The organism is Pseudomonas sp. B10 (genome assembly GCF_900156235.1).
Lineage (GTDB): Bacteria > Pseudomonadota > Gammaproteobacteria > Pseudomonadales > Pseudomonadaceae > Aquipseudomonas > Aquipseudomonas siliginis.
The window spans coordinates 5,262,548-5,276,379 of record NZ_LT707063.1 but is presented as its reverse complement, the minus strand read 5'-3'; the positions used below and the strand labels follow the sequence as shown (position 1 = coordinate 5,276,379).

General features: G+C 61.0%; 15 protein-coding genes. 8 read left to right on the top strand and 7 right to left on the bottom strand.

Annotated features, from left to right (window positions below):
- The first annotated feature begins 164 nt into the window (after window positions 1–164).
- The 6 genes from BXA01_RS23955 to BXA01_RS23930 all read left to right on the top strand — a co-directional run bounded on the left by BXA01_RS23955 (window position 165) and on the right by BXA01_RS23930 (window position 7,282).
- Entirely contained in the window at window positions 165–1,439 is a 1,275-nt protein-coding gene (locus tag BXA01_RS23955) for a glycerate kinase type-2 family protein (RefSeq protein WP_076566650.1), read from the top strand.
- The gene (pyk, locus tag BXA01_RS23950; RefSeq protein WP_076566648.1) at window positions 1,436–2,851 is read left to right on the top strand and encodes a pyruvate kinase; all 1,416 of its coding nucleotides are present in this window, start codon (window positions 1,436–1,438) and stop codon (window positions 2,849–2,851) included. The genes BXA01_RS23955 and pyk overlap by 4 nt, the downstream gene beginning before the upstream one ends.
- Before the next feature lie 212 nt (window positions 2,852–3,063).
- Window positions 3,064–3,978 (top strand): urea transporter, encoded by a 915-nt coding sequence (locus BXA01_RS23945; RefSeq protein WP_076566646.1) that lies wholly within the window; start codon window positions 3,064–3,066, stop codon window positions 3,976–3,978.
- A 21-nt stretch (window positions 3,979–3,999) separates the two neighbouring features.
- Window positions 4,000–4,824, top strand: coding sequence for an ion transporter (locus tag BXA01_RS23940; RefSeq protein WP_016771032.1), 825 nt, complete (start codon window positions 4,000–4,002; stop codon window positions 4,822–4,824).
- Between the two features lie 104 nt (window positions 4,825–4,928).
- Window positions 4,929–5,927 carry a sulfate ABC transporter substrate-binding protein gene (locus tag BXA01_RS23935; RefSeq protein WP_056783861.1) on the top strand — a complete coding sequence of 333 codons (999 nt, stop codon included), beginning with the start codon at window positions 4,929–4,931 and terminating at the stop codon, window positions 5,925–5,927.
- A 167-nt stretch (window positions 5,928–6,094) separates the two neighbouring features.
- The gene (locus BXA01_RS23930) at window positions 6,095–7,282 is read left to right on the top strand and encodes an MFS transporter (protein WP_076566643.1); all 1,188 of its coding nucleotides are present in this window, start codon (window positions 6,095–6,097) and stop codon (window positions 7,280–7,282) included.
- Window positions 7,283–7,331: 49 nt separating this feature from the next.
- Here the strand turns inward: BXA01_RS23930 and BXA01_RS23925 are convergent, their stop codons facing one another.
- Both BXA01_RS23925 and BXA01_RS23920 read right to left on the bottom strand, forming a co-directional pair.
- Entirely contained in the window at window positions 7,332–7,736 is a 405-nt protein-coding gene (locus BXA01_RS23925; protein ID WP_016771035.1) for a type II toxin-antitoxin system HicB family antitoxin, read from the bottom strand.
- Window positions 7,736–7,948 carry a type II toxin-antitoxin system HicA family toxin gene (locus BXA01_RS23920; protein ID WP_076566640.1) on the bottom strand — a complete coding sequence of 71 codons (213 nt, stop codon included), beginning with the start codon at window positions 7,946–7,948 and terminating at the stop codon, window positions 7,736–7,738. Before BXA01_RS23920 ends, BXA01_RS23925 begins: the two co-directional genes overlap by 1 nt.
- 183 nt (window positions 7,949–8,131) lie before the next feature.
- Between BXA01_RS23920 and BXA01_RS23915 the strand changes: the two genes are divergently transcribed.
- Window positions 8,132–8,599 carry a helix-turn-helix domain-containing protein gene (locus BXA01_RS23915; RefSeq protein WP_076566637.1) on the top strand — a complete coding sequence of 156 codons (468 nt, stop codon included), beginning with the start codon at window positions 8,132–8,134 and terminating at the stop codon, window positions 8,597–8,599.
- Window positions 8,596–9,171 (top strand): PIN domain-containing protein, encoded by a 576-nt coding sequence (locus BXA01_RS23910; protein WP_076566634.1) that lies wholly within the window; start codon window positions 8,596–8,598, stop codon window positions 9,169–9,171. The genes BXA01_RS23915 and BXA01_RS23910 overlap by 4 nt, the downstream gene beginning before the upstream one ends.
- 45 nt (window positions 9,172–9,216) lie before the next feature.
- Here BXA01_RS23910 and BXA01_RS23905 read toward each other — a convergent pair whose 3' ends face one another.
- Genes BXA01_RS23905 through BXA01_RS23885 form a run of 5 tightly spaced genes read right to left on the bottom strand, consistent with a single transcriptional unit; the run spans window position 9,217 to window position 13,831 of the window.
- Window positions 9,217–9,621, bottom strand: coding sequence for a hypothetical protein (locus BXA01_RS23905; protein WP_016771039.1), 405 nt, complete (start codon window positions 9,619–9,621; stop codon window positions 9,217–9,219).
- A gap of 25 nt (window positions 9,622–9,646) precedes the next feature.
- Window positions 9,647–10,846: a c-type cytochrome biogenesis protein CcmI gene (ccmI, locus tag BXA01_RS23900; protein WP_076566631.1), complete on the bottom strand. Its 1,200-nt coding sequence runs from the start codon at window positions 10,844–10,846 to the stop codon at window positions 9,647–9,649.
- On the bottom strand, window positions 10,843–11,313 hold the full coding sequence (locus BXA01_RS23895; RefSeq protein ID WP_016771041.1) for a cytochrome c-type biogenesis protein: 471 nt from the start codon (window positions 11,311–11,313) through the stop codon (window positions 10,843–10,845). The genes ccmI and BXA01_RS23895 overlap by 4 nt, the downstream gene beginning before the upstream one ends.
- Window positions 11,310–11,846 carry a DsbE family thiol:disulfide interchange protein gene (locus BXA01_RS23890; protein WP_024012128.1) on the bottom strand — a complete coding sequence of 179 codons (537 nt, stop codon included), beginning with the start codon at window positions 11,844–11,846 and terminating at the stop codon, window positions 11,310–11,312. The genes BXA01_RS23895 and BXA01_RS23890 overlap by 4 nt, the downstream gene beginning before the upstream one ends.
- Complete coding sequence (locus BXA01_RS23885) at window positions 11,843–13,831, bottom strand: heme lyase CcmF/NrfE family subunit (RefSeq protein WP_041479622.1); 1,989 nt, start codon at window positions 13,829–13,831, stop codon at window positions 11,843–11,845. Before BXA01_RS23885 ends, BXA01_RS23890 begins: the two co-directional genes overlap by 4 nt.
- Between the last annotated feature and the right edge of the window lies 1 nt (window position 13,832).

Here is a 13,832-nt window from a genome sequence, read left to right as displayed (position 1 = left end):
CCTCTGGCTCGCTCCCTGTGGGAGCGGGCTTGCCCGCGATGACATCGACTCGGTCTGCCTGAAAGACTGCAGCGCCTGAATCGCTGGCAAGCCAGCTCCCACAAGGACCGCGTCGCTGCTCCGTTGTCGCTCTGTCCCAATAACAAGAATTCCGGGAGCCCGCCATGTCGGTCGATCCGCAACAACTGCTGCGCGAGCTGTTTGCCACAGCCATCGACGCGGCTCATCCGAACCAAGTCCTCGAAGCCCATTTGCCTGCCGATCGCACCGGTCGGGTGATCGTCATCGGCGCCGGCAAAGCCGCTGCTGCCATGGCGCAAGTGGTCGAGCGCTGCTGGGAGGGTGAAGTCACCGGCCTGGTGGTGACCCGCTACGGTCACGGCGCCCCGTGCGAAAAAATCGAAGTGGTCGAAGCCGCGCACCCGGTGCCGGACGCCGCCGGTCTGGCCGTGGCCAAACGTGTGCTGGAACTGGTCAGCAACCTGACTGAAGACGACCGCGTGATCTTCCTGCTCTCCGGCGGCGGCTCTGCCCTGCTCGCCCTGCCGGCCGAAGGCATCACCCTCGCCGACAAACAGGCGATCAACAAAGCCCTGCTCAAATCCGGCGCAACCATCGGCGAGATGAATTGCGTGCGCAAGCACCTCTCGGCGATCAAGGGCGGCCGCCTCGGCAAGGCCTGCTGGCCAGCGACGGTTTACACCTACGCGATCTCCGATGTGCCGGGCGACCTCGCCACCGTCATTGCCTCCGGCCCGACCGTGGCCGACCCGAGCACTTCGGCCGAAGCACTGACGATCATCAAACGCTACGGCATCGACATTCCCGCCTCCGTGCGCACCTGGCTGCAAAGTCCGGAGTCGGAAACGGTCAAACCCGGCGATCCGAGTCTGGCGCGCAGTCATTTCCAGTTGATCGCCCGCCCGCAGCAGTCGCTGGACGCGGCGGCGGTGAAGTGCCGTCAGGCCGGTTTCAGCACCTTGATTCTCGGCGACCTCGAAGGCGAATCCCGCGAAGTGGCGAAAGTCCACGCCGGCATCGCCCGACAGATCATCAACCACGGCCAGCCACTGGCGGCGCCCTGCGTGATTCTCTCCGGCGGTGAAACCACGGTAACCGTGCGCGGCAATGGCCGTGGCGGGCGCAATGCCGAATTCCTCCTCAGCCTGACCGACAGCCTCAAGGGCCAGCCCGGCGTCTATGCGCTGGCCGGCGACACCGATGGCATCGACGGCTCGGAAGACAACGCCGGCGCAATCATGACCCCGGACAGCTACGCCCGCGCCGCCGCACTGGGTCTGAGCGCCAGCGACGAGCTGGATAACAACAACGGCTACGGCTACTTCCAGGCGCTCGACGCGCTGATCGTCACCGAGCCGACCCGCACTAACGTCAACGACTTCCGCGCCATTCTGATCCTTGAGAACTGCAAATCATGACGCCTGATAAAAAGGTCAAAATCCTCGCCACCCTCGGCCCCGCCGTCGATGGTATCGACGACATCCGCGAGCTGGTCGAGGCCGGGGTCAATATCTTCCGCCTGAACTTCAGCCACGGCGATCACGCCGACCACGCCAAGCGCTATCAGTGGATCCGCGAAGTCGAGCGTCAGCTCAACTACCCGCTGGGCATTCTCATGGATCTGCAGGGGCCGAAACTGCGTGTGGGCAAGTTCGCTGACGGCAAGGTGCAGTTGCATCGCGGTCAGGCGTTCCGCCTCGATCTCGATACGACAGCGGGCGATGAGCGCCGGGTCAACCTGCCGCATCCGGAGATCATTGCTGCGCTGGAAGCCGGTATGGATCTGCTGCTCGACGACGGCAAGCTGCGCCTGCGCGTGGTCACCAAATACGCCGATGCAATCGACACCAGCGTGCTCAACGGCGGCGAACTGTCCGATCGCAAAGGCGTGAATGTGCCGCAAGCGGTGCTCGACCTCAGCCCGCTGACCGCCAAGGATCGCCGCGATCTGAGCTTCGGTCTGGAACTGGGTGTGGACTGGGTCGCGCTGTCGTTCGTACAGCGCCCGCAGGACATTGTCGAAGCCCGCGCATTGATCGGCGACAAGGCGTTTCTGATGGCGAAAATCGAGAAGCCTTCGGCGGTCGAGCAATTGCGTGAGATTGCTGAGCTGAGCGACGCGATCATGGTCGCTCGCGGTGATCTTGGCGTTGAAGTGCCGGCGGAAAGCGTGCCGCAGATTCAGAAAAACATCATCACCACCTGCCGTGCGCTGGGCAAACCGGTGGTGGTGGCGACGCAGATGCTCGAGTCGATGCGTTTCTCCCCTGCCCCAACCCGTGCCGAGGTGACTGACGTCGCCAATGCCGTGGCCGAAGGCGCCGATGCGGTGATGCTCTCGGCGGAGACCGCGTCCGGTGAGTACCCGCTGGAAGCCGTGCAGATGATGAGCAAGATCATCCGTCAGGTTGAAAACGGCCCGGACTATCAGACCCAGCTCGACGTCAGCCGACCGAAAGCCGAGGCGACGGTTTCCGATGCGATCAGCTGTGCGATCCGCCGGATCAGTAACGTGCTGCCGGTGGCGGTGCTGGTCAATTACAGCGAGTCCGGCGCCTCGACGTTGCGCGCATCGCGGGAACGGCCGAAAGCACCGATCCTCAATCTGACGCCGAACCTGCAAACCGCGCGGCGCTTGAGCGTGGCGTGGGGCATTCATTCGGTAGTCAACGATCGCCTGCGTCAGGTCGACGAAGTCTGCTCGACCGCGTTGGAGATTGCTCAGGCGCAAGGCATGGCCGAGCGTGGCGACACGCTGCTGATCACCGCTGGCGTGCCGTTCGGGCAGCCGGGGTCGACCAATTCGCTGCGCATTGAGACGTTGATTTAACCCACCCTAAAAGTGGGTGCATAACCTTGTGGCGAGGGGATTTATCCCCGTTGGGCTGCGAAGCGGCCCCCCATCGGAGAATGCGGTTTCTCTGTGGAAACCGTCACACCCTCAAAAGCGACGACTGCTGCGCAGCCCGAACGGGGATAAATCCCCTCGCCACAGGGACTTGCAAGACCTTTTGATGTTCCAACTGCCCAGATTTTCTCAACATGCCTGCCAATCATTTCAACACCCACTGCCCCGACTGGGCCGAGGCTTTGCTCAACGGTTTCAGTCAGATTTTCTTTCAGCGCCACCCGCTGTGCGGCCTGCTGGGTCTGTTGGCGATTCTGCTGACCGCGCCGGTGCTGTTCGCCGGCGCGCTGCTTGGTGGCGTCGCCGGTCTGCTCACCGCGCAACGGCGCAACTACGCCAAGGCCGATCGCCAGGCCGGGTTGTTCAGCTACAACGGCGTGCTGCTCGGCCTGCTGCTGAGCCTGTATTTCCCATGGTCGCCACTGCTGCCGCCGTTGATTCTTGCAGCAGGCGGCTTGAGCGCGATGCTCACGCAGCAATGGCTCAAACACGTGTACCGCAGTCGCGCCATACCGGCGTATACCTCGCCGTTCGTGGCGCTCAGCTGGGTGCTGCTGATGTTCGCCGAGCCGTCCGCGCCGGCGGCATCGGTCGACCTGAACACGACAAATCTGCTGGCCGCTGAACTGCGCGGATTCGGCCAGGTGATGTTTCTCGACCATCCTTTGGCCGGGGCGTTGATTGCCAGCGGTTTGCTGATTGCTGATCGCCGCGCGTTCTGCTGGGCGCTGCTGGCGTCGGCGATCGGCCTCGGCTCGAGTCTACTGCACCACGAAACGTCCGCCGCACTGCTCGGGCTCGGTGGCTATAACGCCGTACTCGCCGCCCTCGCCTTCAGCGCTCAGCGACAAAATCCGTGGCTGCCGCTGCTCGCCATTGTCTTGGCGCTGCTGGTGACGCCGCTGTTTGCCGCCCTTGGGTTGGCGACGCTGACCGCGCCGTTCATCCTCGCCTGCTGGTTGATTCGTGCCGGCATTCAAATGCTTGGCAAAGCGTCGCTCGCGCATGAGTCTTGCGCTCACGAGGAGAATCACCCTAGGCTGCGCTGATCTTCGATTCAGGCGTTATCCATGGACAGCAGCAACAATTGGCGCGAACGGCTCTACGTCATGATTTTCCAGAGCGACACCCCGGCCGGGCGTCGCTTCGACGGCATCCTGCTGGTGATCATCCTCGCCAGCCTGGTGATCGTGATGCTCGACAGTATCGACAGCATTCACCGTAATTACGCCGACGTTCTGGCCTATATCGAGTGGGGCTTCACGGCGATTTTCCTCGGCGAATACATCCTGCGTCTGTACTGCTCACCCAAGCCGCTGCGCTATGCCTTCAGCTTTTATGGCTTGGTGGATCTGCTGGCGATCGTGCCGGGCATCCTCGCCCTGTATTACAGCGATGCGCAGTATCTGCTGATCATCCGCATCATTCGGATGCTGCGGATTTTCCGCGTGCTCAAGCTCAGCCCGTACCTCAAGCAAGCCAACTATCTGATGTCGGCGCTGCGTGGCAGCAAGCAGAAAATCGTCGTGTTTCTGGTCAGCGTGTGCACGCTGGTGACAGTGTTCGGCACGCTGATGTACGTGATCGAAGGCCCGGAGCATGGCTTCACCAGTATTCCCAAGGGCATCTATTGGGCGATCGTGACCTTGACCACTGTGGGCTTCGGCGACATCGTGCCGAAGACGCCGCTGGGCCAGGTGATTTCCTCGCTGGTGATGATCACCGGTTATTCGATCATCGCCGTGCCCACAGGGATTTTCACTGCTGAGCTGGCCAACGCCATGCGCGGTGAACAGCTGCAACATGACTGCCCGGGCTGTCAGAAAAAGACCCACGAGCAGAGCGCAGCGTTCTGTTCGCGCTGCGGCAGTCAGCTGTTCAAGAAAGTGGAATAAGCACAGAGCTTTTTAATCTTTAAGCGACTATGCGAGGCCCGCTATAGTCGCTGGCAAATGGCCTCACTTTTTACACAACACCCCCACAGAACAAGGAATGCGCAGTGAAAAAACTCTTTGGCGCCTCACTTCTCGCCGCCGGTCTGGCCTTGGCCAACATCGCCCAGGCAGCACCGACGCTGCTTAACGTTTCCTACGACGTGATGCGCGATTTCTACAAGGACTACAACACTGCGTTCCAGAAGCACTGGCAAGCCGAGCACAACGAAAACATCACCGTGCAGATGTCCTTCGGCGGCTCGAGCAAGCAGGCGCGTTCGGTGATCGACGGCCTGCCGGCTGACGTCATCACCATGAACATGGCCACCGACATCAATGCCCTCGCCGACAACGGCAAACTGGTCCCGGACAACTGGGTCACGCGCCTGCCGAACAACAGCGCACCGTTCACCTCGGCGACGGTATTCATCGTTCGCAAGGGCAACCCGAAAGCTTTGAAAGACTGGCCTGACCTGCTCAAGGATGGCGTTCAGGTCATCGTGCCCAACCCGAAAACTTCGGGTAACGGCCGCTACACCTACCTGTCGGCGTGGGGGTATGTACTGAAAAACGGTGGTGACGAGAACAAGGCCAAGGATTTCGTCGGCAAGCTGTTCAAGCAGGCGCCGGTGCTCGACACCGGTGGCCGCGCCGCCACCACCACGTTCATGACCAACCAGATCGGCGACGTACTGGTGACCTTCGAAAACGAAGCGGAAATGATCGCCCGCGAGTTCGGTCGCGATCAGTTCGAAGTCATCTACCCGACGGTCTCAGCGGAAGCCGAGCCACCGGTTTCGGTGGTCGACAAAGTGGTCGACAAGAAAGGCTCGCGCGCCGCGGCTGATGAGTATCTGAAGTACCTGTGGTCGCCGGAAGGTCAGGAAATTGCGGCGGCCAACTACCTGCGTCCGCGTGACCCGGCGGTGCTGGCGAAGTACACCGACCGTTTCCCGAAAGTCGACTTCCTTTCGGTGGAGAAGACCTTTGGTGACTGGCGCACGGTGCAGAAAACCCACTTCAATGATGGTGGCGTGTTCGATCAGATTTATAGCGGGCAGTAAGTCTTGATCTGAAAAAATCAAAAGGCGACCCACCGGGTCGCCTTTTTGTTGCGCGGCAATACCGGTCATTACACGGCGTAATAACAGTTATCATCCGAAAACGTCTTCTGCCAGTCCACGTTGTCCATTAGCCTCAGCGCTTTCCTGTGCCCGACCCGAGATCCCCTATGACCACCACTCCTCACGCAATGACCCGAGGCATGGTCCTGCTGTTCGCGTTCTGCTGCGGCGCCATTGTTGCCAACATCTACTATGCACAACCGATTATTGGCCTGATCGCGCCGGACATCGGCCTCTCCGACACCATGGCCAGTTTCATCGTCTCGCTGACGCAGATCGGCTATGCGTTGGGCCTGTTCTTTCTGGTGCCGCTGGGGGATCTGCTGGAGAACCGTCGGCTGATGATCATCACCACGGTCGTGGCGATCGCCAGTCTGCTTGGCGCCGCGTTCACTGAACAGCCGAACATATTTCTGCTGATCTCGCTGCTGGTCGGTTTCAGCTCGGTGTCGGTGCAGATCCTGATTCCGCTGGCCGCGCATCTGGCGCCGGAAGAGTCCCGTGGTCGCGTGGTGGGCGGGATCATGGGCGGTTTGCTGCTGGGCATTCTGTTGGCGCGACCGGTGTCGAGCGTGGTCGCCGATCACCTCGGCTGGCGCGCCATGTTCATGATCGCCGCAGCATTGATGGCGGCAATCAGCGTGGTGCTGGCACTGACCGTACCCAAGCGCCAGCCGGATCACAGCGCTACTTATGGCCAGTTGATCGGTTCGCTATGGACACTGCTGCGCCAGCAACCGGTGCTGCGTCAGCGGGCGTTTTACCAGGGCTGCATGTTTGCCACGTTCAGCCTGTTCTGGACCGCCGTGCCGCTGGAGCTGGCACGCAACCATGGCCTGTCGCAAAGCGAGATCGCGATCTTCGCTCTGGTGGGCGCCATCGGTGCCATCGCCGCGCCAATCAGCGGCCGCCTCGCTGATGCCGGTCACACACGCATCGCCTCGCTGCTGGCCATGCTGTTCGCCAGCCTGAGCTTTCTCCCCGCCTTCATTCACCCCGCCTACAGCGTCATCGGCCTGGCCGTGACCGGCGTGGTGCTGGACTTCTGCGTGCAGATGAACATGGTCCTCGGCCAACGCGCGGTGTACTCGCTGGACGCGAAAAGTCGTGGCCGTTTGAACGCGCTGTACATGACCAGCATCTTCATCGGCGGCGCCTTCGGCTCCTCGGTGGCCAGTGCGGTGTACGAGCATGGCGGCTGGTTGTGGATCGTGATTGTCGGCAGCGTCTTTCCGTTGCTGGCGTTGTTGCGGTTTTTGAGCACTTCACGACGCGCTTCATTGGCCACGGCTTAAGGCTTCAAAAGCTTCGCGAGCAGGCTCGCTCCCACAATTGGACGTACCTTCAATACCGAACCAGTTTCTCCATCGCCGCATCCGCCAGAAACGAAGAGCGGCTTTTGACGTTATGCTCGCGTACATAGCGATCAATACGCTGAATCACATAGCCGGGCAGCGTAACGTTGACCTTTTCGGTCTTGCCCAGGTACGGCGAGATATCCAGCTCCAGCATGCCCCAGCCCATCTCGGCAAAATCCGGATGATTGCGATGCGCCGCTGCCGAGGTCGGCATCGGAATCGCCTGACCGGCCGCCGCGATCTCCTGCAGCATGAGGTGAGCCACTTCCACGGCCGCGTTGTAGGCCTCCTCAAAGCTGTCCCCGGCCGTGACTGCGCCGGGAATATCGGGGATCTGAATACCGATGGCAGTGTTCTCGTCACCCCACTCTATGCAGATGGGATATTGCATTACGGATCTCCTTCATGACGGGTTGGCGGGCTGAATAACCCCGCGCGCCGCCGAATGCTTTTGACTGTCCCCAGCGGTAAATCCTTTTTCGGATGCGGGACGGCAATCGTGTTCGGGTTGTAACGATGAGTGAAGATGTGATGACTGCCCGCAACCCGATCCAACGTCCAGCCCGCCTCCTCCAGCTCCTTCATCAATAGCCTGCTCTGCACCAACCGCCTCCTTGGCCTGGCCCATTAAAAGTAACTCTAGAGTTATCTTTACTCAAGCGCAGAATGGGACGGGGTGATGGTTGGTAGTTTTACAAAGTATTCCTGCACCAGTTTCGTTTATTGCGAATTTCGTTTGATTCGAATAACGTCCGCGGATCTTCCTTACAATGCTGGATCAGTCTTATGACCACCGCTACTCCATCTGCCATCAACCTGCCTGTCGAACGAGAGGTCAAAGCCGCGATTGCAGGCCAGCGCGCCCTGAGCGCCTTCCTCACAACCGCTTTTGAAACTCAGCGAATCCAGATTTTTGATGAACAGAACGAAGCCCACAGCGTCGAGCTGCCAACATCGGCGTTGCGCTTGCTGAGCGATATCCTCGCGGCGCTGGCGCAGGGCAACGCTGTGAAGGTTGTGCCGATCCACGCGGAACTGACCACGCAGGAAGCTGCCGATCTGCTCAACGTCTCACGTCCGCACATGATCAAACTGCTGGAGAGCGGTGAGATTTCCTACCATAAAACAGGCAAGCACCGACGTGTGCGTTTTGCCGATCTGATGGAATATAAAACCCGACGAGACACCGCCAGCGAGCAGGCAATGACGCTTCTCGCGGAGCAGGCACAGGCGCTAAGGACAGGATACGAGTGAGGCATTCCTCTTTCACTGCTGTATACGATGCATGCGTTTTATATCCGGCCCCTTTAAGAGATTTCCTGATGTGGCTCGCGTTGTCAGGGCTGTATCGGGCTCGCTGGACTCAGGAAATACACCACGAATGGAAGCGTAACTTATTGAAGAACAGGTCCGACCTGACCCTCGAACAACTCGATCGCACATCGCAATTGATGGACCTGGCCATTCCAGACGCGTGTATCGATGGCTATGAAGACTTGGTGTCAGGCCTGACACTGCCTGATGAGAACGATCGCCATGTTCTAGCGGCCGCAATCCGATGCGGTGCCGATGTAATAGTGACGTTCAACCTGAAAGATTTCCCCACCCGTCACCTCGCGCCATACGGCATTGAAGCTCAGCACCCGGATGAGTTTGTGGAAAACCTTTTCCATCTTGATTCGGCTGCCGTCGTCGCTGCGGCTCAAAGCCAGCGACGGCAATTGAAAACGCCCAATGTGGAGGTGGACAAATATCTTGGCTTTCTCCAACGGCAAGGATTGGTCGAGTCGGTGAAGGCGTTAGGTAACTATCGTGCGATTCTCTGAAAATCAGACGCAAAAAAAACGGCGATCCCAAGATCGCCGTTTCTCTTACTGCCCGAACTTCTTGCCCAACCCCGGCGGGACGCCGTGGATGTTGGTGTCTTCCCACGGGCCGTTGGGGCTGACCGAGCGGCTCCAGCCGTTGTTCCAGCGGTAGTAGGTGCGCTGGCGGTAGAAGGTGTTGGTCTGGTCGTCGAGCACGTAGACGCCGAGCTTCTGGTCCCAGTGGCTGTTGCCGCCCGGTGGCGGGGCGAAGCTGGCCGAGGTGCGGGGCACGGGCTTGGCGGGTTTGGCCGGGATGCTCTTGCCGGGGCTTGGCGAGGTCGACGGGGTTGGACTTGGCTGAGACGGCGGGATCGGCGGCAGGCTGGTGGTCGGTTCCGGGCGTTGTACCGCACATGCACTCAAGCCCAGGGCCAGTGTGAGGACTGTGATGCGGGCGATGGTGTGCATGGCGGTGCTTTCCTGTTGGGTCCGGTTATTTGTCCGGGCTGTCGATAGTCAGTTTTTGTGGCGCGGTGGTGTTGCTGGCCACTGGGCCGCTGCGACCGATCCACTCACCGGAGGTCGGTTGACCGGCTCGTGAGATGCGCGCAACCAGTTGGACTTCAGGGAAGTTGGACAGTTTCAACTGCGGCATCATTGCGTCGGCATCGCCCAGTTCGACGGTCACCGGCAGGTCAGCCACGGTCAGGCGTTTGGCCGCCAGCGGCGCCGGTGGGCCAGAAGTGGCGCGGGCGAAGATGAACACGCTGTCGCCCGGTTGCACCTTGCCTTTGAGTTCGCTGGCCAGGTCCACGCTGACTGTCAGCAATGCACCTTTCGGCGCCGGCGCCTGAGCAATCTGGCCACCGCTTGCCTTCAGCCGTTCGGCGGCACGCTCGATGCCGCCTTGCAGCGCAGCGCGAGAGTTGTCATCCGGCGGCAGTTGCGCGAGCAGGCGATTCCAGTAGTCGATGGCCTCCTGATAACGCTCACCTTCGAACGCGGCGATGCCGAGCAGGCCAAGGCTGGTAACTTCTTTCGGATCGGCCTTCAGCGCTTCGTCGGTCAGTTTCTGAATCTGCTCCGACCACTTTTTACCGTCAGCAAAATACTGCGCCTGCGCCCACTGGCCGAGCAGCTCCGGCTGGCGACCGGAGAGGTTGGCGGCGCGCTCGAACATCTTCGCCGCGTCTGCCGGGCGGTCCTGAGCCATGTAGGTACGGCCGAGGAAATACAGACCTTCAGCGGAATCCGGTTGTGCGGCCACCGCACGTTCCAGACGCTGGGTCATCTCTTCCATCGACTGCGGTGCCTGAGCGAATTCGCGGGTCAGTTCGACCTTGTCGGCGGCGCCGAAATGCAGGTACAGACCGAGGCCCAGCACCGGTACCAGCACGGCGGCCAGCAGCGGCAACGGTTTACCCAGACGGGAGACACGCGGCGCGGCCGCGCCTTCGGTGTCGGCGAGCAGTTCACGCGCAGCTTCCGCGCGGCCGCTGTCCAGTTGCACGGCGTCGAGCACGCCCTCGGCCTGCTGCGCTTGCAGCTCGGCCACCCGTTCCTGGTACAGCGCGACGTTCAACGCGGTGCGATCTTCTTCCCGCTGAGCACGGCGTTCGCGCAGCACCGGGATCAGCAGAAAACTCAGGGCGACCAGAAGCAACAGCCCTGCGGCGAGCCAGAAATCAATCATTCTTGGTTTTTATCCAACAGTTGGTCGAGACGCTGACGTTCTTCGGCAGACAGCGATGACGGCGTTTCGGCGCGTTGCCCGCGACGCCTGCGCACGATCAGCGCGATCACCACGAAACCACCGAGCAGCAGCCCGGCCGGGCCGAACCACAGCAGCGCGGTCTTGGCATTGAGCGCCGGTTTGTAGCGGACGAAATCACCGTAGCGATCGACCATGAAGTCGATGATCTGCTGATTGTCCTTGCCCTCGCCGAGCATGCGGAAAATCTCCTTGCGCAGGTCGGCGGCGATCGGCGCGTTGGAGTCGGCAATGTCTTGGTTCTGGCATTTGGGGCAGCGCAGTTCCTTGGTCAGCTCGCGGAAACGCTCGCGGTCGCCCTCTTTGGCAAATTCGTAGGTGTCGATGGCCGCATGGGCGACACCAGCCAGGCTCAAGCCCAACACCACTGCTGCGAGAAAACGTTTCATGGCTTGGCCTCATCGACCAGCGCCTGATACTTGGCCGCGAGTTTTTCGCGCCAGACCTGCTCGTCGATCACCCCGACGAACTTGTCGCGGATGATGCCTTTGGCGTCGATAAAGAAAGTTTCCGGCGCGCCGTAGACACCAAGATTCAAGCCCAGCGAACCCTCGTCGTCACGAATATCCAGCGCATACGGATTGTGAAACTCGGCCAGCCACTTCAGGGCATCAGCGTTGGTGTCCTTGTAGTTGATGCCGTAGATCACCACGCCGCGCTCGGCGAGTTTGTTCAGCACCGGATGCTCTACGCGGCAAGAAATGCACCAGGTGCCCCAGACATTGACCAGCGCCGGTTTGCCGAGGATGTCGGCCTTGGTCAGCGTCTTGTCACCCTGCACACTCGGCAGGGAAAACTCCGGGAACGGCTTGTCGATCATCGCCGACGGCAGCTCCGCCGGATCCAGATACAGCCCGCGATAAAGAAACACCGCCACCAGCAGAAATATCGCCAGCGGCAACAACATCAACCAACGCCTCATGCCGCCGCTCCCGTCATGCCCAGCGCTTCGCGCACTTTGCTTTTCACCTTGACCCGATAACGCCGATCCAGCGCCGCCAGCAAACCACCCAATCCGGTCAGCAAGCCGCCGAACCAGATCCAGCGCACGAACGGTTTGACGTGTACGCGCACGGCCCAGGCGCCGTTATCCAGCGGCTCGCCGAGGGCGACGTAGAGATCGCGGGTGAAACCGGCATCGATGCCGGCTTCGGTCATCACCGAGTTCTGCACGGTGTACAGACGTTTTTCCGGGTGCAGCACGCTGATTTCCTTGCCGTCACGAATGACGCGGATGGTGCCTTTGTCCGAGGTGAAATTCGGCCCTTCGAAATGCTTGGCGCCTTCGAAGACGAACTGATAGCCCGCCAGGTCCATCGACTCGCCCGGCGCCAGACGCAGGTCGCGCTCGGCACTGTTCTGGCTCGACAACACCACGCCCAGCGCGCACACGGCGATGCCCAGGTGAGCGATCTGCATGCCCCAATAGCTGCGGGTCAGCGTCGGCAAACCTTTGATCAGGCCTTTGTGGCGGGTCTTGTCGAACAGATCGCGCACACCGGCAAGCAACACCCACGCCGCCAGCAGGAACGTCGCGATCACTGCCCAGTTGAAATCGCCATAAGCCACGCCGGCCACCACGGCCAGTGCGACGCTGCCGAGCAGCACCGGAGTGAGCATGCTTGCCAGCCATTTCACTGGCGTGTCCTTCCAGCGCACGATCACGCCGATCGCCATGACCAGCATCAGCAACGCCATCAACGGGATGAACAGCGCATTGAAGTACGGCGGGCCGACCGACAGCTTGGCGCCGCTGATGGCATCAAGAATCAGCGGATACAAGGTCCCAAGGAGGATCATCGATGCAGCGACGACCAGCACCAGGTTGTTGCCCAGCAGCAAGGTTTCACGTGACCACAAATTGAAACCGACCTGGCTTTTCACCACCGGCGCACGCAGCGCAAACAGCGTCAACGAACCGCCCACCACGAACAGCAGGAAAATCAGAATGAACACGCCGCGCTCGGGATCCGAAGCGAAGGCATGCACCGAAGTCAGCACGCCCGAACGTACGAGGAAGGTGCCGAGCAGGCTCAACGAGAACGCGGCGATCGCCAGCAACACCGTCCAGCTCTTGAACACGCCACGCTTTTCGGTGACCGCCAGCGAGTGAATCAACGCGGTGCCGACCAGCCACGGCATGAACGAGGCGTTTTCCACCGGGTCCCAGAACCACCAGCCGCCCCAGCCGAGTTCGTAATACGCCCACCACGACCCGAGGGTGATGCCGATGCCGAGAAACGCCCAGGCGACGATGGTCCACGGCCGCGACCAGCGCGCCCACGCCGCATCGAGACGCCCGCCGAGCAGCGCGGCGATGGCAAATGCGAAGGCCACGGAGAAACCGACATAGCCCATGTACAGCATCGGCGGATGCACGATCAGGCCGATGTCTTGCAGCAACGGGTTGAGGTCGCGACCGTCGGCGGGAATCTGCGGCAGGATCCGCGAAAATGGGTTCGAGGTAAGAATCAGAAACAGCAGGAAACCGGTGCTGATCATGCCCATCACCGCCAGGACGCGGGCGAGCATGACTTGCGGCAACTGCCGGGAGAACACCGAAACGGCGAAGGTCCAGCCGCCGAGGATCAACGCCCACAGCAGCAGGGAACCTTCGTGGGCGCCCCACACCGCGCTGAATTTGTAGTACCACGGCAGCGCGCTGTTGGAGTTCATCGCCACGTAGCCGACCGAGAAATCGTCGGTCATGAACGCATAGGTCAGGCAGCCAAAGGCAAACAGCAGAAAGGCAAACTGGCCCCACGCCGCCGGTTGCGCCAGGCTCATCCACAAGCGGTCGCCGCGCCACGCGCCGAGCATCGGCACCAGCGCTTGGACGAGTGCAAAACACAGCGCGAGGATCATCGCCAGATGGCCCAGCTCAGGAATAAACAGTGCGGCGGCCATC